Raw genomic sequence first — 19,885 nt, forward strand, 5'->3', positions numbered from 1 at the left:
CAAAACAGCGGCATGGCGTTCAGCGCGACAACTCGACGAAGCGGAGCGTCCTCGTTTGACCACGAGGACGCTCCGCTTTCGCATACCTTGTCCCGAGTAAACCCACCTCCTCGATCGGAGCTTTCATGTCGCAACCGTCTCGCCGCGACACGGCACCGCCCACGGATTCCCGCTACCTGTGGGCTGCAGGCGTTTTCCTCGTGATTCCACTCATCGCATTGGCAGCCGTGCCGACCTACGCCAAGGTCGGGCCCGAATTGGGTGGCTGGCCGTTCTTCTTCTGGTACCAAACGCTGTGGGTATTCATCACCGCCGCCTGCACCACCACGGCGTTCTACCTGGTCAAGAAGGCCCGTGCTCCACGTGACGGTGGTGAATCATGACGAGCCTGGCGCAGCTCCTGCCCGCTGCCGCTGACCCCAGCCGGCCCAACACCGGCGTCAACACGACCGCGTTGGTCATCCTCATCGCCATCTTCCTCGTCGTCACGGTGATGGGCTTCATGGCCTCCCGATGGCGCCGCACCGAGTCGATGGAGTCGCTCGACGAATGGGGCCTCGGTGGGCGCTCGTTCGGCACCTGGGTCACCTGGTTCCTACTCGGCGGCGACCTCTACACCGCCTACACCTTCGTCGCTGTCCCGGCCGCGATGTTCTCGGCGGGCGCGGTCGCGGGCTTCTTCGCGGTGCCGTACACCATCATTGCCTACCCGATCATCTTCTTCTTCATGTCACGCCTGTGGTCGGTGAGCCACTCCCACGGCTATGTGACCACGGCGGACTTCGTCCAAGGTCGTTACGAATCAAAGGGACTCGCGCTTGCGGTCGCGGCAACGGGCTTCCTCGCGACCATGCCGTACATCGCGCTGCAGCTGGTCGGGATCCAAGCCGTGCTGGAGGTCGCTGGCGTCGGTGGTTCCGAGAACATCATCGCCAAAGACGCGCCGCTGTTCATCGCGTTCGCCATCTTGGCGGCCTACACCTATTCGAGCGGGCTGCGCGCACCCGCGATGATCGCGTTCGTCAAAGATCTGCTGATCTACATCGTCATCATCGTCGCGATTGTCTACTTACCGGCCAAGGTCGGCGGTTGGGACGCGATCTTCGGCGCTGCCGAGGAAAAGATGAACACCACCAACCCGGCAACCGGAAAGCCCACCGGAGTCTTCGTTCCGGCCGCCGAGCAGCACCTGGCCTACGTCACGTTGGCCTTCGGCTCGGCGATGGCACTGTTCATGTATCCGCATTCGGTCACAGCGGTGCTCTCCTCCAAGAACCGCAACACGATCCGGCGGAATGCCTCGATCCTGCCTGCATACTCCTTCGTGCTGACACTGCTCGCGCTCCTGGGCTGGGTTGCGATCGCGGCCGGCACGACACCCATCGGGTTGGATGGCAAGCCCAACCCACAGCTGGTCGTGCCCCAACTCATCGAGGACCAGTTCCCGGACTGGTTCACGGGAATCGCGTTCTCCGCCATTGCGGTTGGAGCGTTAGTCCCGGCGGCGGTGATGTCGATCGCGGCCGCAAATACGTTCACGCGCAACGTCTATCGCGCCTGGCTCAAACCTGACGCGACGCCCGCGCAGGAGGCAAAGGTCTCCAAGATCGTCTCGCTACTGGTCAAGCTGTTCGCATTGGCCTTCGTGCTGACCATGGACAAGCAGAACGCGATCAACTTCCAGTTGCTCGGCGGAATCTGGATCCTGCAGACCTTCCCGGCGGTCGTGATCGGGCTCTACACGCGGTGGTTCCACCGATGGGCTTTGCTTGGCGGCTGGGCTGTCGGCTTCGCCTACGGCACGTACGCCGCCTACACCGTCGCGAGTCCTGCGACAGACCACTTTGGCGGGTCGCTGCTGACGATTCCAATCATCGGGAAACTCGGCTACATCGCGATGACAGCACTCATCCTCAATCTCGTCGTGGCGGCAGTCTTGACCTTCATCTTCCGCGCAATGAAGGTGTCTGAGGGCCGCGACGAGACACGGATCGGCGACTACCACGCCGATGCGGGCGACCCTCGAATCGAACGCGCCGACAACCTTTAGGGCCGGCTCGGCGCCGCCTCGTCCTCGGCGCCAGCCGGCACTTCGGTCGGTGGGGTGAGATTGACGGTGACCGTTCGCAATACGTCGACCACCGCGGGGTCGTACTCATAACCAAGACCCAACATGATGCGCTCTAGTGCAGGCTCGCGGCGGAGCGGGTCACCTCGAGTGAGGTCGTCGTACGCATTGCACACCTTCAGGATTCGCGCTTCGACAGACAACCGCTTCGCCTCTTCGTGCAGCACCCGAAATGAGGTCGGATAACTGCGGATGATGGCCGCCGACTGCGTGAGGTAGACCGCCTCCTCCACCAGGTCCGCACTATCGTCGGCGATCTGCTCTTGGTCCAGTGGGGCCAGGTTGATGGTGGCGCCGTAGGGCACTGAATGTCGGAGTCCGATCTGTCCGACATCGTGCAGAAGTGCGGCGGTTTCAAGGTGGATGATGGATCGAGCAGGCAGATGAACCTCGCGCCCGACCAGCCCGCAGAGAACGGCCACCCGCTCCGCATGGCCGGGCTCGGTGTAGCCCGCAAGGTCGGTCAGTCGGCTGAGCGCCGTGATCGATTGGCGCCGCGCCTGGATAGCACCCGTGCGGCGAGCGATCGAGATGCGCATGAGCACCAGTGGCGCCAAGAACAGCACGATCGCCATGAGCCCAAGGCTGCGTAAGCCGATCGCGACCACCACCCCCGTGGACATCGCGGCGGCCGCAATGGGCAGCATGTCCCTGGCGTCCTCGGCCAGAATCTCTCGCCATTGTTGCCGCCCGAGCGCCGTTCGCATCCACACGTGGAGGCTGAGTTCTAGGAGCTGCGCCAGACAGGTCAGACCCAGCATGGTCAACGCAAGCGCCCACGGTTCGATCTCGCCCTGGGCCGCTGCGTGCGCAAGGCTGCCGCCCTCCATGAGGGGGAGCTCGCGGAACGCGACGGCGAGAAAGCCCATCACGATGACCCGAATGGTGTGCCCGGCGATGCGGAAACTCAGGTTGTCGGGCTTCTCCAACCACACGGCCGTGAGCAAAATGATCAGTGCCACGGTGACCACGACGAGCGGAGCGCCATAGGCCAACTCGTGATTGTCTGACACCGAAGCCAGCGCGAGCGCCACGGCTGCACCGGTTGCGACAGGGGCAATACTGCGGTGGGTCGGTCCGCCGACCCGCAAGAATTCACCGCCCGCCATGGCGATCGCCAGGGCACCCACCACCATCGCGTCGCCCATCCCCAGGTCATCCGCGCGGAGCACCCCGAGGTACGCCAAGGCGAGCAGCGTCATCCCGATGAGCACGATGATTCGGGGACGGTGGCGTCGCGTGGCGGCGACCGCTGGCGACAATCCGCTACTGGTCAAGGGTCAACGCCCTAAAGCAGCGATGCGATCGGCGACCTCGGGAGCATCGTGGTCAACCAGCAACTCGCTGCCCTCGGGGGCCGGCACATGCTCGATTCGTCCCCTTTTCAGTGCCCCTGCCAGCGCGGCTACGCAGGTCGGGTCGAGGTGCGAACCCGCTCGCTCTTCAGCCACGGCCAACGCCTTCTGGGGCGACATCCGTTCCGGCCCCCACGTGAGCGCGACGTACAGATCCGCGACCGCAAGGATGCGGGCAAAAAGGGGAATCTGCTCACCGACCAGGCCGTCCGGATAACCCCGCCCGTCCCAGCGCTCATGATGGTGAGCGATGGCATCCTGAGACTCCGCGAGGAAATCGATGCCCTCGACCATCGCGCGACCGCGGGCGGGGTGTTCGCGGATTTGCTCCAGGGTCAGTTCCTGCCCAGAAGCCGCAGCATCAGGAGGCGCAATGAGGCCAAGGTTGTGCACCGCGGCGGCAAACTGCAAGACCTCGGCCCGCGTCGTGGACAAGCGCATCCCCTCGCCCACCGCGGCGCATACCTCGGCGACCCGCTCACTTTGTCCGCGGCGCTGCGCTCCCCGGACCTCGACGGCCGCCACCAACGTGCGCGCCATGCGTTGGCGCGCCTCGCGCTCCCATGCTGCGTCCGTGACCGACCACTGCGCGATTAGCAGCGGCCCAGCAATGAGAAACACGCTCAGCGGCCCGACCCCCTCCACGCGCCACAGCACAACGAAGAGAAACGACACCGCGCCGTACCCCAGAAACACCAGGCGCGCCTCACGCATGATCTGCAGTGCTGAGGACCGCACAGGGATGCCTTCGGCTAGCCGGATGATCCCGCCGAGCACAACGCCGTTGGTAATCAACATGAAAACCGACGCCGCCACCAGCGGCAACAGCACCCGGCCCAACAGGTAGGGAACACCGGCGTCGCTGACGGTCGCCGTCGCGCCACCACACCACAGATAGACCAGACCAGAGGACAGCCCGAGCAGGCCAGCTTGAGCGAAATTGAACAGTCGAGCATGGAGCCGCGTGCTAGACAGTCGCACGATTAACGCTGGCAGCGCACCGACCAGAGCGGCCCCGACCGGTCCCGTCAACGGGATTGCGGCGACGATGACGACCGCCTGAACGCTCCCATTGGTACTTCGGTGAGCCCCCTGACGGCTCGCACGCTGAAACCCAAAGGCAAGTAGCAGAAGGCTGGCGAGTGCCGTCCCGTCGATGGGGACGTCGAGTAGCGTGTAGGCCAGCAGGCAGCCCACTCCCAGGAGAACGAGCAGGGCAGCCACATAACATAGGACCGGTCGCCGAGGCCCGGCCATGCGGTTTGCGGTCGTCACCTAGGGTTCGTACGACCAGACCCTGGTGATCGAGGGATCAGCCACCATGGGACTGCCCGAGAGAAGCGCCAAGAGCATCGCCAACATGTCTTCCTCCGTTTCTGCACCATCCGCCAGGGAATATCACCAGGCGCAACAGGTACATCTTGCCACGTGAGACGATGAGATGGGCCGTCTCGTCACGACCGATTCTGTTCAGCAGTCATGTAGTGGCCACTATCTGACCTGCCACCTCAAAGGAGACCAAGATGAGCAAGCGTGGACGCAAGCGTCGCTCCCGCAAGGGCAAGAGCGCCAATCACGGTAAGCGCCCCAACGCCTGACCAGGTGTTGTGTGGAAACAGCCCCTGCCCCGCCGTCGCGGGTCAGGGGCTGTTCCGTGCCGACACGGCGAACGGTCAGCCGTCCGCGCGGTACTCCACTCGGGTGTAGGACACCGTCGTAATCTGCGTCATGATCTGCGCGCGCAGCGTCGTCGGGGCTTGCTCACAGGCGCACGAGCGCTGCACCAACCGCTTCAGCAGCTGGTCCCGTTCATATTCAGTGACACACGGTGGGCATTCCTCGAGATGGGATTTCAGCCGACTCACCTCGGCGCCTTCGAGTTCACCGTCGAGATAGGCGTAGATCTGTTCGACGACGGTGCGGCAGTCAACGTCTTCTCCTTCGCCACTCACGAGGACGCACCTTCCACCTTGAAGCCGCGCTCGATGGCGTAGTCGGTGAGCATCTCGCGCAACTGCCGGCGACCACGGTGCAACCGCGACATGACCGTGCCAATCGGGGTGCCCATGATCTCGGCGATTTCCTTGTAGGCGAAGCCCTCAACATCGGCGAGGTAGACGGCCAACCGGAAGTCATCGGGAAGATCCTGCAGCGCACGCTTGACGTCGGCGTCTGGCAGGTGGTCGAGAGCATCCACTTCGGCCGAACGCAAGCCCGAGGAGGAATGGGCCTCGGCTCGGTGCAGCTGGTAGTCCTCAATATCCGCCGCGTCGGATTGAAGCGGCTGGCGCTGCTTCTTGCGGTAGGAGTTGATGTAGGAGTTGGTCAAGATGCGGTAGAGCCACGCCTTGAGATTGGTCCCCGGCTTGTACTGGTGGAAGGCCGCGAAGGCCTTGGCGTAAGTCTCTTGAACCAGGTCCTCAGCGTCGGCCGGGTTGCGGGTGTTGCGCAACGCCGCACTGTAGAGCTGGTCAAGGTAAGGCATCGCGTCGCGCTCGAAACGGGCGGCGCGCTGCTCGGCGGTCTCGGTGCTGACGTCGACCTGGCCGTCGTCAGCGGTCACCTCGGACGTGGGTGTGTCACTCATCGTGGTCCAGCCTAGTGCTCCACTCTTTGGGCTTCCCGTCCCGGACAGGACAGGCTCGGCGATAGCACCACTGGATGGATGTGTAGCCAACAACAACAGGACCTCCAACGCGTCGGTTTTCGCCCTGGTCAACAGTCATTGGCGCGCTGGCATTCCCTCAGAACGACCCGCTCACGTCGGGAGGGATCACCAGCAGACCGGAGATCTGGTCGCCGTCGTCAAAGGCGACCTTGGCTTGCCAGTCGCCGCCCTGGTGAACCAGCGCCATGCACACCACGGCGGGACCTTTGACCATGGGCACGTCTTCGGCAACTGCTACGCCACTCTGCTCGACCGTCAGCAACTCCACCGCACGCAGGGGGCCAATCGCCGCGGTCGTCTCCGCCCACGCGGTGCGCAGCGCTTCCTCACTAATCACGTCTAAAGCATGGGGTGTCAGCGATTTTCGGAGGGTAGCGATCTGGCCGGAGTCGAGTTGCCGTACGGCGCGCTCAGCTGCCTCGAATAACGCCTTAGTCGTACGCACTGAAGACACCTTTGCCTCCCTGATGCTCGTGGCAAAGCGCTTGAACGCAGCCTGCCGGGTCATGCCGAGGACGTCACCGATCTCAGCCCAGGTATGCCCGGCCTCACGCGCCGCCGTAACGGATTGTGCGAGGTCCACCCGAGCCGCAGCGAAGGCGTCGTCGCTTGCTCGAATGCGGGCCAGCGGCTCAGGCTGATTCACGAGATTCCGAGATCGAGGAAAACGACCCCACGACCCCTCCCATGATGAACGCCGCCGGCCAGAATAGGTAGCCCGCCATCGCCACCAGAACACCGCCGAGAAGCAGCGCGATCACGGCGGCGAGTTGATAATCCCGGGCAGGAACTCGGGCCTTGTGGATGCCGACCTTGCCGGCCGCTCCCGAGAACAACATCAGCCAAAGGCAGACGGCGAGCGCGGCGCCGAGGAGGGTGGTAGCCAGCACGGAGGGTTCGTCGTCGATCAGCCTTGTCACGACCGGCACCACCACGGTGATGACTGCCGCTGTCGCGAGGTGGCTTTGCCAGGCCCGAGTCTCGGTATCCACAGATTAAGTAAGCCTCACGCCGCGTCGCGTGTCAACCAATGGTTTACGCCTCGCGATTCACAGCTCGCGCAACGCCGGGAGCACATCCGCCGAGAACTGGTCCAGAAAGCGCCGCTGGTCATGGCCAGGAGCGTGGACCACAAAATGGGTGAATCCCAGGTCTACGTACGGCTTCACCTGATCGACCACCGTCTGCGCGTCACTGGCGACAATCCAGCGCTTGGCGACCTGCTCAATGGGCAGGGCGTCGGCCGCCGCCTCCATCTCCTGCGGATCATGCAGGCTGTGTTTCTGCTCAGCAGTCAGTGACAGCGGCGCCCAGAACCGGGTGTTTTCCAGCGCGCGCTCCGGATCGCGGTCGTAGGAGATCTTGACCTCGAGCAACTGCTCGACCGAGCCTTCGGCTCGCTCACCCTTGGCCATGCCCTCGTGCATCGCGGGCACGAGTTGGTCGGCATACAGCTCCATGCCTTTGCCCGAGGTGACGATCATGCCGTCACCCATCCGCCCGGCGTACTTCGCCACGGTCGGGCCACCAGCGGCGACATAGACCGGGATCGGCTGGTCGGGCCGGTCGTAGAGGGTGGCATCGCTGGTGCGGTAATAGTCGCCCTCGAAGGTCACCCGGTCTTCACGCCAGAGCCGCCGCATCAGACGTACGGCCTCCCGCAAGCGACCGAAGCGCTCCTTGAAGTCCGGCCACTCCCCGAGCCCGACCGCGACCTCATTGAGAGCCTCGCCCGAACCAGCGCCCAGCACGATCCGACCCGGATACAGGCACCCGAGCGTGGCGAATTGTTGCGCCAGAACGGCCGGGTTGTAGCGGAAGCTCGGCGTCAGCACCGACGTTCCCAGCGTGATTCGCTCGGTGCGCTCCCCTACTGCGGCGAGCCACGCCAGCACGCTGGGCGCATGCCCGCCCTCATGGCGCCACGGCTGGAAATGATCGCTGGCAAAAGCCGAATCGAGCCCAGCCTGCTCCGCATGGACAGCGATCTCGACCAGTTCACGAGGGTCAAACTGCTCGGCGGAGGCCTTATAGCCGATGGTAAGAGTCATGCGACAAGGCTACGTCGTGAAGGTGCTGAGCCAGCGGCGTACGGCATCAAGGACATCCTGCGGATGCCGACTAAACGAGTGGTCGCCGCGCGCTTCAAAAACCTGTGCGCGGTCACCGAGCTCTGCCCGCACGTCGTGCGGGCTGCCGAACGGGTCACGCAGACCCTGAACGACACCCAGTGGGAGGCCGGCGTCGAGCACGCTCTGGGCTTCCGGCGCACGCGTCGTGTCGGGTTTACCCGGAGGACGCAAGGGAAATGACAGTGCCAAGACACCATCCACGCCCACGTCGACCGCAGTCCGGCAGGCCACTCGGGCACCCGCAGAGCGCCCGCCCTGGATGAGCGGGGTCGGCAGTCGCCAGCGCCCCGACGTCAACGCCGACATGACAGGCAACCAGGCCTGATCTAGCGTCGGCGGGCGCGGTGCCATGCGCTTTCCCGCGACCCGCCATGGCTGCTCCACCAGGACGTAGGTCCAGCCATCCTCGGTCAGCTCGCTCAACGCCGTGAGATCGGCGGCGTTGATCCCGCCGCCAGCGCCGTGACTCAGCACGATCGCGCCGCGGGCACGTGGCACTCGGCGGATATGCGCCCGAGCCAGGCCGACGGGTGTCTCGATGTCGCGGACTCTCATGACTCCATCTTGCCCACGTCGTCCCCGTGGCGAACTCACTCCCCGCCGATGACCTCGCCCGTCATTGGGTCGACGACGCCCACCAGATCGCCAGCAGGAACGGGCTCCAGGAGCCCCGCGCCCTGGGCTCGCCCGCCCCCAACAGCCCGTGAAACAGGCCAGGCCTCGAATCGTCCCGTCGGCTGGTCCTCCAGGAGTGCGCGGACGTCGTGCGCAGCCGTCACGCTCGGGTCCAGCCATGAGTCCCACTGGTCGGGATCCAGCACCACGGGTTGACGGTCGTGGATCCGATCGAGGCCGGGCTCGGCGGCACGAGTCGCGATCGTGAAGGTCGTCAACCAGGCACCCGGATCATCGTCACCCCGGGTCGCATCGCGCCAGAACTCATAGAGCCCGGCAAAGGCCAGCGGGGTCTCATCGGCACGATGGATAAAGAACGGCTGCTTGCGCGGTTTGCCTTTCGCATCCACCGCAGTCGGGCTGACCTGCCACTCGTACCAACCATCGGCTGGGACCAGACACCGGCGTGCCGTCGCTGCCTTCGCGAACGCGCCCTTCTCCAGCAGCGTCTCTGAGCGGGCGTTGATCATCCGCAGCCCGACCTTCACGTCCTTGGCCCAACCTGGGACGAGCCCCCAGGTGAGGAGTCGGAGTTGACGGGTGGGGGCGGCGCTCCGGTCGTCCCGAGGCGCCCGGGTGAGAACCACCGGCGCCTGCTTGGTCGGGGCCATGTTGTAGTCGGGCGCACCAGGTGGCGGCTCCTGCGGATTCTTCAAGATGCTGCGACCAGGATCCGCGAGGTGCTCCTCGTCGATGTCGAACTCCGCCATGAGGTCACCAGGGTCCGCGCTGGAGGCGTATCTGCCGCACATCCACCCAGCCTAAGGTCGAGTTGTCGCCCCGCCCATGTCCGATTCTCGGACAAGCCGCATGTGCCGCTCACCGTGGAGCGCATACCGTAGGCACTCACGACCCGAACCACACAAGGAGTTGGAACATGCTCGTCCGCCGTCTGGCACGACCTCTGCTCGCCTCGTACTTCATCATTGACGGACTGGACCGACTGGGCGCTCCCCAGATTGCCGCCAAGGAAGCCGCTCCGATCGCAGAATGGCTCTCGCAGCGCACGCCCGTACCCAATGACCCCGAGCTTCTCGTCAAGGGCGTGGCGGGCGCCTCGGTCGCTGGCGGCGTTCTTCTCGCGACGGGCAAACTGCCTCGCCCGGCGGCGGCGCTGCTCGCCGGCACGGTGATCCCGAGTACGTACGTCCACCAGAACTTCTGGGCCGAGACTGACCCGACGCTCAAGGCACAGAAGAAGTCCAACTTCCTGCGCAATGTCTCCCTCCTTGGCGGCGTGGTGCTCGCCGCGGTCGACACCGCCGGTCGCCCGAGCTTGCGCTGGCAGGCAAGCCAGAACATTGAGCAGACGCGACGCGATGCCCGACGTGCAGCCAAAACCGCTCGCCGCGAGGCCAAACTGGTCGCCCGCGGAGGGTTCGGTGGCGGTAGCAACCAGATCAGCGACGCCGCCCACAGCGCCTTCGCGACCACCCGCACCAATGCGGAAAATCTGGCGTCCACCGCTCGCCAGAACGCCGAGAGCGCCACGACCACCGCCCGCTCTGAGGGCGGCAACCTGGCCGACGCCGCTCGACGCAATGTCGAGAGCGCCGTCTCCACCGCACGCTCCGAAGGCGGTTCCTTGGCCGACACGGTCCGCAGCGAGGCCAAGCACGTTGCCAAGGTGACGCGCAAGGCGGCCAAGAACACCCGTAAGCAGGCGGCGAAGACCGCTAAGACAGCTCGGCGCGATGCCCAGCGTGCGGCCAAGAACACCCGGCGTGAGGCACGGTCCCTGGCGAAGAAGGCCGAAGGCGCATTGCCTTGATCGAAGCTCACACCAATCCCGGAACCGCGGCTGACGACTGGCCAGCACCACGCGCGGCGGCGCCGCTTGATGCCTCAGTCGCGGTTCCGGGAAGCAAGTCCCTGACCAACCGGTTTCTTGTCGTCGCATCGCTGGCTGGCGACGAATCGTTGCTCCGCTCGCCATTGCGCTCGCGCGACACCCTGTTGATGGTGCAAGCGCTGCGCTCACTTGGCACCGAAATCGAAGACACCGCCGATGGCTGGCTGGTCAACCCTCGACCCCTCGTGGGTCCAACTCAGGTCGACTGCGGCCTGGCTGGCACGGTCATGAGATTTCTTCCGCCAGTCGCCGGGCTTGCCCAGGGGCCAGTAGAATTCGATGGTGACCCACATGCCAGAGAGCGTCCAATGGGGCCGATTCTCGGCGCACTCGGCGACCTCGGCGTACGCATCAACAGCGAGGGCCGAAACTCCCTCCCGTTCACGATCAACGGAACCGGCCAGGTCGCCGGCGGTCGCGTGGTCGTCGACGCCTCGGCGTCCTCGCAGTTCATCTCAGCCCTCCTGCTCTCTGGAGCACGCTTCGATCAGGGGGTGACCGTCGTCCACGACGGCAAGCCCCTGCCGTCCCTCCCCCACATCGCCATGACCGTCGAGGTGCTGCGCGACGCCGGTGTCGTGGTCGATGACTCCGACGCGAACACCTGGAATGTCGAGCCTGGCGAGATCCACTCCCTCGATGTCGAGGTTGAGCCGGATCTATCCAACGCCGCGCCCTTTGCGGCGGCAGCCCTGGTCGTCGGTGGCACCGTTCGCATCCCCGGCTGGCCCCAATTCACCACGCAGGCTGGCGATGCCATCCGCGACATCCTGGATGCCATGGGCGCCGATGTGTCGTTGGAGCGCGACGGTCTCACCGTCTCGGGTACCGGCGAGATCGTCGGCCTCGATATCGATCTGCACGATGTCGGCGAACTGACCCCTGTCGTCGCTGCCATCGCCGCCTTGGCCGATTCCCCCTCACACCTGCGCGGAATCGCCCACTTGCGTGGACACGAGACTGACCGCCTGGCCGCTCTCAGCACCGAGCTCAATCGACTCGGCGGTGACTGTGAAGAAACCCCCGACGGATTGATCGTGCGTCCCCGACCCATGCGGGGGGATCTGTTCCGGACGTACGCCGACCATCGGATGGCGATGGCCGGTGCCGTCCTCGGCCTGAGCGTGCCCGACATCGTGGTCGAGAACGTTCAAACGACCGGCAAGACCCTTCCCGAATTCACCCGGCTGTGGTCCGACATGGTCCACCCCGCTGGGGCCTGAGCACGCCGTGGCGACTCGCCGGACTTACGACGAGTCCGACATACGCATCCGTCCAAATCGCCGAGGATCACGGCCACGCACCAAGGAGCGACCGGCCCACAAGAACGCGGTCATCGGCATGGTGACCGCCGTCGACCGTGGCCGCTGGCGAGTCCTGGTTCAGGGTCGCGCCGTGACCGCGATGCGAGCCCGCGAACTGGGCCGCACCAGCATCGTGGTCGGCGATGAGGTTGCGCTCGTAGGAGATTCGTCGGGCGATGAGGGCAGCTTGGCGCGCATCGTACGAGTGGAGAATCGCCGAACACTTCTGCGGCGTACCGCCGATGACACCGACCCCGTCGAACGGGTGTTGGTGGCCAACGCCGACCAGCTGGTCATCGTCACGGCCCTCGCCGATCCGGAGCCAAGGCCGCGCATGGTCGACCGCTGCTTGGTCGCAGCCTATGACGCAGGCATGACCCCCCTGTTGCTGCTGACCAAGGCCGACCTGACGGCGCCAGGGCCTTTTCTCGATCAGTACGCCCCCCTCAACGTCGACGCGCTGGTGACGCACATCAATGGATCCAGCATTGAGGGCCTCGATGCCGTGCGGTCTGCCCTAGAGGGCAAGGTGAGCGTCCTCGTCGGTCATTCTGGCGTCGGAAAATCAACTCTCGTCAATGTCCTTGTGCCCCAGGCAGATCGGGCAACTGGCGACGTCAATGCCGTCACCGGACGCGGCCGACACACTTCCACGTCCGCCGTGGCACTTGCCCTACCTGAGGGCGGCTGGGTCGTCGACACCCCCGGTGTCCGCTCATTCGGCCTGGCACACATCGACCCAGACAAGATCGTGCACCTATTTCCCGACTTGGCTCCCGGGACTGACGGTTGTCCTCGTGGATGCACCCACGACGAACCCGAGTGCGGACTCGATGCGTTCGTGGCATCCGGTGATGCCGGCGCCGCTGGCGACTCACGGTTGGAGTCCTTGCGCCGCCTCTTACGTTCCCGCGCGGGTGACAGTCGCTGAGAGCGCCATCCGCTACGGTCGGCGGGTGCCCACCTATGACGATGACCTCCGCCTCGCTCACGTCCTCGCTGATGCCGTCGAGCCCACCACGACGGGTCGTTTTCTTGCCGACGACCTCGTGGTCGAGACGAAGCCAGATCTCACCCCCGTGTCCGACGCGGACCGCGCGGTCGAGGAACTGATCCGCGCCCAGCTCAAGCGAACTCGCCCGCGGGATGCCGTCATCGGCGAGGAGTTTGAGAACACCGGGCACGGCCCGCGGCAGTGGATCATTGACCCCATTGACGGAACGAAAAACTACGTCCGCGGCGTCCCTATCTGGGCGACACTGATCGGCTTGGTCGTCGACGGGGAGCCAGCACTCGGACTCGTCGCGGCTCCAGCTCTCGGTCGTCGCTGGTGGGCCGCTGCCGGCTCGGGGGCATGGACCGGTCGCAGCATTACGAGTGCCCGGCGGATGCAGGTGTCGCAGGTGAGCGAGGTGGCCGATGCCTCGATCTCCTTCGGAGACCTTGAGGAGTTCACTCGCACGGGGCGACGCGAACAGGCACTCGCGCTGATGGATGACTGCTGGCGGATGCGGGCCTACGGAGATTTCTGGTCGCACATGTTGGTGGCCGAGGGCGCGATCGACGGAGCACCCGAGGCGGCCTTGGCCGTCCACGACATGGCCGCGCTCGCGCCGATCGTCACCGAGGCCGGCGGTCGCTTCTCCGGACTCGATGGCAAGGATGGGATCTGGTCGGGGAACGCGCTCTCCTCAAATGGTCTCTTGCACGACGACCTGCTCAACCGACTCACTCCCTGCGACTGAGGGGTCTGGTCGGCGACCAAACTCGCGAAAACTCTTCCGCGCCAAAGGCACCAGCGTCGTCAGGAAGTAGGCCGCTCCGATAGCGATCGTCGCCGTCGCCGTGCTGGTCCAGGCGATCAGGACACCACCGAGCAGGCCGCCGAACGGAATGAGCGACCAGCACAGGGAGGTGTTCAACGCGCTCACCCGGCCCCGCAACTCCTTGGGGATGCGTTCAAAGATCACCGCACCCAGGATGGGGTTGATGAAGCCTGAGGCGAATCCGCCGATAGCCAGAACCGGCAGCAGAAGCGCAAGCGGTGCTTCGAGTCCCAGCGCGAGATAGCGCGGCAGACCGGTCAGGATGAAGGCGACCGCGTATACCGGCAGTCGAGGCAACCGCTCGGCCCAGACAGACGCCAGCACGGCTCCCAGGATGGAAAATCCGGAGAACACCGCAAAGACGAGACCGATCGCGCTGGCGCCGACACCTGTCTGTTGGGCCCATACCGGAACCAACACGACCGTGTAGGCCTGGTCGAGCAGGTTGGTGAGAGCGACCATCACCGTGATGCCCACCAGCACCTGATCGCCACGCAGGAACGTCCAGCCCTCGCGCAACTCGGCGAGATAGCCGCGCACCCGGTGAGTGCTTGAAAGCGCTGCGCCCTCAGGCGTTTTCGCCTCAGACGATGTTGGCGTCGCCCCTGGAACACCCCACGAAAGAACCAACGCCGCGATGCAGAAGGTGGCCGCGTTGATGCCCAACGCGGCAGTTGGACCCAGCACCGCCACGACGCCACCGGCAAGCGCCGCGCCAGCTGTCGAGCCAAAGCGCTCGACCGCACCGCTGAGGCCAGTGACCCGCTCTAGGGGCAGGCCGCCGACCTCGGCCACCTCTGGCGCCAACGCGTGCTTCGCGGCATCAGCCGGGCCTCTGAGCAGGCCAAGCACAGCAACGACGGGAAAGAGAAGCTGGATCGACAACTGATCCGCAAGGTGCAGGAGCGGAACGAGTGCGAGGACTGGCACGGACAAAACATCCAGGAGGACCGCGACGCGCTTGGCACCAAGCCGGTCGATCATCGGACCACCCACGGCTTTGGCGAGGACGTACGGCAACATCTCGGCCATCGCGACGGCGCCGGTAAGGATCGCGTCGCCTGTCGTGACCAACACCAACCAGGGGATGGCAATGGTCGATAACCGCGTTCCGGTGATCGAGAAAGCCTCGGCGCTCAGGAGAGCGACGACGGGGCGGCCGAGTTTCATGAGTGTTGCTCGTCCCGATGTGTGAGGTGTCCGGGACGAGGGAATGCATGCACTTGAAAGATGATGGGCTCAGCGTCCGGCGGAAGCTCATCGTCGGGAAGCTCATTGGCCATCGCCTCGTCGATGAGCGCGCCGATCCGGTCAGTGAGCTCGCGCGCCTGGTCTGCCGTAAGCCGAATCCCCCAGTCACTGCCCCCAGAGACGTCGGCCCACTCGCGCGGCAATTCATCCAGTTCGGCTGCCGCCGCCTGGATCTGGCGCACCTGCTCGCCGATCGCGGTCTTCCAGAAGGCCATCGTGGCCGCTCGCGCGTCTGGGTCGTTCTCCTCGGATAGCGCCGTGCGCGTCGACTGGTGCGCCGCCTGCCACCACCGGTCACGCTTGTTGCCACGGTCTGGCGCGTCCTTCACGAGGCCGTAGTCGGCCAGTTGCCGCAGGTGATAACTGGTCGCTCCCGAGTTGAGGCCAAGGCGCTGGGCCAATTGACTCGCCGTGGCCGGGCCCTCGGAGCGCAGCAGCCCAAGCATGCGCAACCGCACCGGATGCGACATCGCCTTCAGGGTGTCGGTATCGGGGTGAATCGTCGGAATCTCACGGTTGGCCATGGGCCAACTCTAAAACTGCAAAGACTTCTTTGCAAACATTCCTTTGCGATCGTTCTGGGTCATCCCGAGACGACGGTTACCTCACCTCGCCCCAGCGCCGTCACGGCACCGGCATACGCTTCGGCATCGCCGACCAGGACCACGCTCCACGGCTGCGCCGCAATCGGGGACCAAGCCTGCTGCAGTTGATCGGGAGTCACCTCCGCAAGATCCGCGAGATAGGTCGTGACGAAGTCTGTGCCCAGGCCGTCGGCGGCCAGCATGGCTGCCTCATCGGCGATGACATCGGCGGTCGCGAACCGCGCCGGCGCGGTCTTCCCGATGTAGTCGATTGCCGACTGAGTCTCGTCGGCGGAAAAACCTTCAGCCGCAACGGATTCCAACACTCCATGCACCAGGTCCAGCGCCTCAGCTGTGACATCGCCGCGCACCGAACCACTCACCAGAACCTCGCCACCAAATGCCCTCGGCCGGAAGGTGGAGCGCATGCCATAGGTGTAGCCCTTGTCTTCCCGAAGGAGTGCGTCGATGCGGGCGTTGGGCGAGCCGCCGATGAGGTACGACAGTGCTCGAGAGACCGCTCCACCCTGCGGGTCGCGACGCGAGGGACCTGCGGTCCCGAGGTACATCTCAGTCTGCACCGACCCCGGACGGTCGACAAAGACGATGCGTCCGCGTTCGGGCGCGAGCGCGTACGGACTCGCATCGTCGACTGGCATCTCGCCCGGCGAGGGCGGCGCCCAGGTGGCCAGTGTCCGTTGGACTGAACCCAGCACCTCGGACGCCTCGACATCGCCCGCGATCACGACCGTGGCTCGGCTCGGATTCACCTGTGCGCGATGAAAATTCGCACAATCATCCCTGGTAATGGCGGCGACACTTTCGGACCGACCGCCCGATGCGCGCGAGGCCCGGTCCTGGGGCGCGTAGTGAGTTCGCGCCCATTCGAGGGCAGCGCGGGATCCCGGCCGTGCGAGCGTGTGCTCAATCTCCACCAGACGTTGCCGCCGGTGCCGACCGACTTCTCCTTCAGCGAAGGTGGGCATAGTGAGGCACTCCGTGAGGAGATCTAGGCCAGCCTCGAGTTGTGGCCCCGTGGCGTCGATGTCAAGCATCAGGCCCGCCTCCATGGCGCTCGCCCCAAGCCCAATTCCGTTGCGCTCCAGCGCTTCTGCCATCTCGTCGCCCGAACGGCGCTCGGTTCCCTCGTCCATGGTCCGACTGACCAGGGTTGCGACGCCCTCGCGATCGACCGGCTCGGAGCGAAGCGGCGCCGGGATGACCAGTCGAGTCGCCGTGACGTACTGACCAGGCACTGGATAGATCAGCACCGTCATGCCGTTATCGAGTTGGTGGCGCTCGTGCGACGGGAACGCCCACGGTTGCGGTGGTTGGGTCGTCGGTCGGGGCAGGCTCATCAGGCACCTTCCTGCGGGGTGTAGGCCACCACAGCCCGGGACTGCGGGGTGATCCAGTCGCGGGCCACATCGCGGATTTCTTCGGGAGTCACCGCTTGGGCGCGGTCGACAAAGGTGTTGATGATCTCCGGCTCGTCGTGCAGCAACGCATACTGGCCGAGTGTGTCGGCGCGCTCATCGGTGCTGGCCATGGCTGATAACCACCACCGCTCCGTCTCGTGGTGCAACGTCTCCATCTCCACCGCGGTCGGCACGGACTCGCCGAGGCGGGTGATTTCCTCACAGACAGCGGCTTCCACGGCGTCACAGTCAGCGTCATCGCTGACGTCAACCACCAGCAGGCCAAGGGACACGCCGTCCACCAGGCCCATCGCACTACGTGAGACGGATGATGCTGACTGCTCGCGGCGTACCAGCCGTCGATAGAGGCGCGACGAGGCCAGACCGCCGAGGAGATCGAATGCGAGCTCGGCCGCCCAGAACTCCTGCGTGTGGGCGACCGGAAGCCGCCAGGCGAAGTACAGCCGCCGGGTCGGCACCGCCTCGACGACCTCCTCCCGAAGCGGCTCGGACAGCGGGGCTAAGGCCGCGACCGGAGCGCGCCGAGGAGCGGCCGTCGGCTCCAGGTCACCGAAGTACTTCTCGGCCGCCGCGAAGCCATCCTCGACAGTCACATCGCCGACGAGGCTCAGGACCGTGTTGTTCGGTCCGTAGTGCTCGGTGAAAAAGGCGTGCACATCATCGACAGAGGCCGCGTCCAGGTCTTCCATCGACCCGATCGTCGAGTGGTGATAGGGGTGACCCTCCGGGAAGATCAGCGCGTAAATCCGCTGCAGCGCATCGCCGTACGGCGCGTTGTCATAACGCTGGCGCTTCTCTTCCTTGACCACATCGCGCTGGTTGTCGAGGTTGGCCTGATTGACCGCGTCCAACAACCGACCATGCCGGTCGGCCTCCATCCACAGCGCCAAATCGAGCGCGCCGGTCGGGACCGTCTCGAAGTAGTTCGTGCGATCGAACCAGGTCGTCGCATTGAGCTGAGCCCCTTCGGCCATGAGGCGACTGAAGTGTTCACCCTCAGCAACGTTGCGCGAACCCTGAAACATCAGGTGCTCGAATAAGTGCGCGAACCCGGTCTTGCCCTTCGGCTCGTGACGGGATCCGACGTTGACCCACAGGTTGACCGTGACAGCCGGTACGAGGTGGTCCGGCGAGACCACCACGCGCAAGCCGTTCGGGAGGGTCCGCTCAGCAATGACATAGTCCAGCGGCATGCGCGCCACCCTAGGCGAGGCGGCTCAGGCGATGTCAGGCGCTGGTATGCCCATCGCGATCGGAACTCTCCAGGCTGGGCCGGAAATCCTTGCCAAGGTCCTCAATCGCGAGCCGCCCAAAGGTCTGCTGCTCGGTCGTGGTCCGTTCGCCACGGCCCTTCCCGAGGAAAGCCACAACCCAGTGCAGCATCGTGGTGACCCGACTCTTGAAGCCGATGATGTAGACGATGTGGACGCCGAGCCACAGCACCCAGGCGATGAACCCGGAGAACCGAAGATTGCCGATACTGGCGACCGCGCTGAACCGCGAGATGGTGGCCATGCTGCCTTTGTCGCGGTACTTAAAGCCCGCCTGGGGCTTCTGGCCGGCAAGTCGTCGTCGAATGCTGCGGGCGGCATAGCGGCCACCTTGGATCGCGACCTGAGCCACTCCTGGCAGGTTGCGCAGCGACATCATGTCGCCGATGACGTAGACATTGGGATGACCGGCGATGGTCAGGTCGTCCTCCACCTGAACGCGGCCCGCGCGGTCGATGTCGGCGTCAGATTGGTCGGCGAGTTGTTTCCCGAGCGGGCTGGCCTGCACGCCGGCCGCCCATACCTTGCACATCGAATCGATTCGCGAACGGCTTCCGTCGGAGCGCTCGACATCGATCCCCGTGGTGTCGGCATCGATCACCTTGGCACCGAGTTGGACGTCGACCCCCATGCGCTGCAGCCTGGCCTGGGCCTTTGCGCCCAGCCGATCACCGAAGGCGGACAACACCGTCGGCGCAGCATCGAGCAACACCACGCGCGCGCCGGTTGGATCAATGTGCCGGAAGTCGCGCTTGAGGGTGCGCCGAGACAGCTCGCTGATCTGTCCGGCCATCTCCACACCGGTCGGACCGGCGCCGACCACCACGAAGGTCAGGAATCGCGCGGCTTCCTCCGCACGACCCGCGGACGCCGCCAACTCGGCCATCTCGAAGGACCCGAAGATCCGACCGCGGAGCTCAAGAGCGTCATCGATGCTCTTCATTCCGGGCGCATAGCGGGCAAAGTGGTCGTTGCCGAAGTAACTCTGACCGGCGCCTGCCGCGACGATCAGCGAATCGAAGTCGTAGGTCGAGTCCCGGTCTACGGCCCTGGCGGTCACGACCTGCTGAGCCAGATCGATGTCCGAGACGCGGCCGTAGACCACCTCGGCGTTGTCCTGTCCAGCAAGAACTTCGCGCGTCGACGGTGCGATCAGGCCCTCGGACAGAATGCCGGTAGCAACTTGGTACAGCAGGGGCTGGAACAAGTGGTGGGAGGTCCCCGAAATCAGGGTGACCTTGACGTTCTTGTCTTTACGCAGGGCCCGGGCGGCGAACAACCCTCCAAACCCGGATCCGATGATGACGACGCGGTGCGGTTGGAGGGTGGAATGCGGCGCGCTGGTCATACCTGCAGGATAGTCGCGGATACGCGCATCGAGAATGTGATCTTCACCGGCG

Annotated in this window: 21 protein-coding genes; 7 read left to right on the forward strand and 14 right to left on the reverse strand. The window is 65.1% G+C overall.

From position 1 onward, the window contains the following. The first annotated feature begins 125 nt into the window (after positions 1 to 125). On the forward strand, positions 126 to 383 hold the full coding sequence (locus tag F562_RS0109150; RefSeq protein ID WP_018156652.1) for a DUF3311 domain-containing protein: 258 nt from the start codon (positions 126 to 128) through the stop codon (positions 381 to 383). After that, complete coding sequence (mctP, locus tag F562_RS0109155) at positions 380 to 2,050, forward strand: monocarboxylate uptake permease MctP (RefSeq protein ID WP_018156653.1); 1,671 nt, start codon at positions 380 to 382, stop codon at positions 2,048 to 2,050. Before F562_RS0109150 ends, mctP begins: the two co-directional genes overlap by 4 nt. Here mctP and F562_RS0109160 read toward each other — a convergent pair. After that, the gene (locus F562_RS0109160) at positions 2,047 to 3,405 is read right to left on the reverse strand and encodes an HD-GYP domain-containing protein (protein ID WP_156822599.1); all 1,359 of its coding nucleotides are present in this window, start codon (positions 3,403 to 3,405) and stop codon (positions 2,047 to 2,049) included. The genes mctP and F562_RS0109160 overlap by 4 nt on opposite strands. A gap of 3 nt (positions 3,406 to 3,408) precedes the next feature. Then, entirely contained in the window at positions 3,409 to 4,758 is a 1,350-nt protein-coding gene (locus F562_RS0109165; protein ID WP_026181146.1) for an HD-GYP domain-containing protein, read from the reverse strand. Positions 4,759 to 5,006: 248 nt separating this feature from the next. Here F562_RS0109165 and F562_RS21370 point away from each other — a divergent pair, with 248 nt between their 5' ends. Beyond that, a complete protein-coding gene (locus F562_RS21370; protein ID WP_425386861.1) occupies positions 5,007 to 5,081 on the forward strand; it encodes a 50S ribosomal protein bL37 in 75 nt (24 codons plus the stop codon). 75 nt (positions 5,082 to 5,156) lie between these two features. On the opposite strand, the gene rsrA is transcribed toward F562_RS21370, so the two are convergent. The 7 genes from rsrA to F562_RS0109205 all read right to left on the reverse strand — a co-directional run bounded on the left by rsrA (position 5,157) and on the right by F562_RS0109205 (position 9,710). Beyond that, positions 5,157 to 5,435: a mycothiol system anti-sigma-R factor gene (gene rsrA / locus F562_RS0109175; RefSeq protein ID WP_018156656.1), complete on the reverse strand. Its 279-nt coding sequence runs from the start codon at positions 5,433 to 5,435 to the stop codon at positions 5,157 to 5,159. Next, positions 5,432 to 6,070, reverse strand: a complete 639-nt coding sequence (locus F562_RS0109180) for a sigma-70 family RNA polymerase sigma factor (RefSeq protein WP_018156657.1) — start codon at positions 6,068 to 6,070, stop codon at positions 5,432 to 5,434. Before F562_RS0109180 ends, rsrA begins: the two co-directional genes overlap by 4 nt. Positions 6,071 to 6,227: 157 nt before the next feature. Then, a complete protein-coding gene (locus tag F562_RS0109185; protein ID WP_018156658.1) occupies positions 6,228 to 6,797 on the reverse strand; it encodes a hypothetical protein in 570 nt (189 codons plus the stop codon). Further along, complete coding sequence (locus F562_RS0109190; RefSeq protein ID WP_018156659.1) at positions 6,784 to 7,143, reverse strand: hypothetical protein; 360 nt, start codon at positions 7,141 to 7,143, stop codon at positions 6,784 to 6,786. The genes F562_RS0109185 and F562_RS0109190 overlap by 14 nt, the downstream gene beginning before the upstream one ends. Positions 7,144 to 7,200: 57 nt before the next feature. Next, on the reverse strand, positions 7,201 to 8,202 hold the full coding sequence (fgd, locus tag F562_RS0109195) for a glucose-6-phosphate dehydrogenase (coenzyme-F420) (protein WP_018156660.1): 1,002 nt from the start codon (positions 8,200 to 8,202) through the stop codon (positions 7,201 to 7,203). A gap of 9 nt (positions 8,203 to 8,211) precedes the next feature. Beyond that, a complete protein-coding gene (locus tag F562_RS0109200) occupies positions 8,212 to 8,838 on the reverse strand; it encodes an alpha/beta hydrolase family protein (RefSeq protein WP_018156661.1) in 627 nt (208 codons plus the stop codon). A gap of 35 nt (positions 8,839 to 8,873) precedes the next feature. Further along, positions 8,874 to 9,710, reverse strand: a complete 837-nt coding sequence (locus tag F562_RS0109205; RefSeq protein ID WP_026181147.1) for an SOS response-associated peptidase — start codon at positions 9,708 to 9,710, stop codon at positions 8,874 to 8,876. A 125-nt stretch (positions 9,711 to 9,835) separates the two neighbouring features. On the opposite strand from F562_RS0109205, the gene F562_RS20580 reads away from it, so the two are divergent. Genes F562_RS20580 through F562_RS0109225 form a run of 4 tightly spaced genes read left to right on the forward strand, consistent with a single transcriptional unit; the run spans position 9,836 to position 13,859 of the window. Then, positions 9,836 to 10,729, forward strand: a complete 894-nt coding sequence (locus F562_RS20580; RefSeq protein ID WP_018156663.1) for a DoxX family membrane protein — start codon at positions 9,836 to 9,838, stop codon at positions 10,727 to 10,729. Beyond that, positions 10,726 to 12,033 (forward strand): 3-phosphoshikimate 1-carboxyvinyltransferase, encoded by a 1,308-nt coding sequence (aroA, locus tag F562_RS0109215; protein WP_018156664.1) that lies wholly within the window; start codon positions 10,726 to 10,728, stop codon positions 12,031 to 12,033. Before F562_RS20580 ends, aroA begins: the two co-directional genes overlap by 4 nt. Positions 12,034 to 12,040: 7 nt before the next feature. Next, positions 12,041 to 13,045 (forward strand): ribosome small subunit-dependent GTPase A, encoded by a 1,005-nt coding sequence (rsgA, locus tag F562_RS0109220; RefSeq protein WP_018156665.1) that lies wholly within the window; start codon positions 12,041 to 12,043, stop codon positions 13,043 to 13,045. 25 nt (positions 13,046 to 13,070) lie between these two features. Beyond that, on the forward strand, positions 13,071 to 13,859 hold the full coding sequence (locus F562_RS0109225; protein WP_026181148.1) for an inositol monophosphatase family protein: 789 nt from the start codon (positions 13,071 to 13,073) through the stop codon (positions 13,857 to 13,859). On the opposite strand, the gene F562_RS0109230 is transcribed toward F562_RS0109225, so the two are convergent. From F562_RS0109230 to F562_RS0109250, 5 genes are read right to left on the reverse strand one after another with little or no spacing between them, the layout of a single operon-like run. After that, on the reverse strand, positions 13,806 to 15,110 hold the full coding sequence (locus F562_RS0109230; protein WP_018156667.1) for an MFS transporter: 1,305 nt from the start codon (positions 15,108 to 15,110) through the stop codon (positions 13,806 to 13,808). The genes F562_RS0109225 and F562_RS0109230 overlap by 54 nt on opposite strands. Further along, positions 15,107 to 15,715 (reverse strand): ArsR/SmtB family transcription factor, encoded by a 609-nt coding sequence (locus F562_RS18615; protein ID WP_018156668.1) that lies wholly within the window; start codon positions 15,713 to 15,715, stop codon positions 15,107 to 15,109. Before F562_RS18615 ends, F562_RS0109230 begins: the two co-directional genes overlap by 4 nt. A gap of 59 nt (positions 15,716 to 15,774) precedes the next feature. Further along, a complete protein-coding gene (locus tag F562_RS0109240; protein ID WP_018156669.1) occupies positions 15,775 to 17,133 on the reverse strand; it encodes a M16 family metallopeptidase in 1,359 nt (452 codons plus the stop codon). Continuing rightward, the gene (locus F562_RS0109245) at positions 17,133 to 18,407 is read right to left on the reverse strand and encodes a M16 family metallopeptidase (RefSeq protein WP_018156670.1); all 1,275 of its coding nucleotides are present in this window, start codon (positions 18,405 to 18,407) and stop codon (positions 17,133 to 17,135) included. The genes F562_RS0109240 and F562_RS0109245 overlap by 1 nt, the downstream gene beginning before the upstream one ends. 34 nt (positions 18,408 to 18,441) lie before the next feature. Continuing rightward, positions 18,442 to 19,833, reverse strand: coding sequence for an NAD(P)/FAD-dependent oxidoreductase (locus tag F562_RS0109250; protein WP_040385690.1), 1,392 nt, complete (start codon positions 19,831 to 19,833; stop codon positions 18,442 to 18,444). Positions 19,834 to 19,885: the final 52 nt, after the last annotated feature.

This window comes from Demetria terragena DSM 11295 (assembly GCF_000376825.1).
Taxonomy (GTDB): Bacteria; Actinomycetota; Actinomycetes; order Actinomycetales; family Dermatophilaceae; genus Demetria; species Demetria terragena.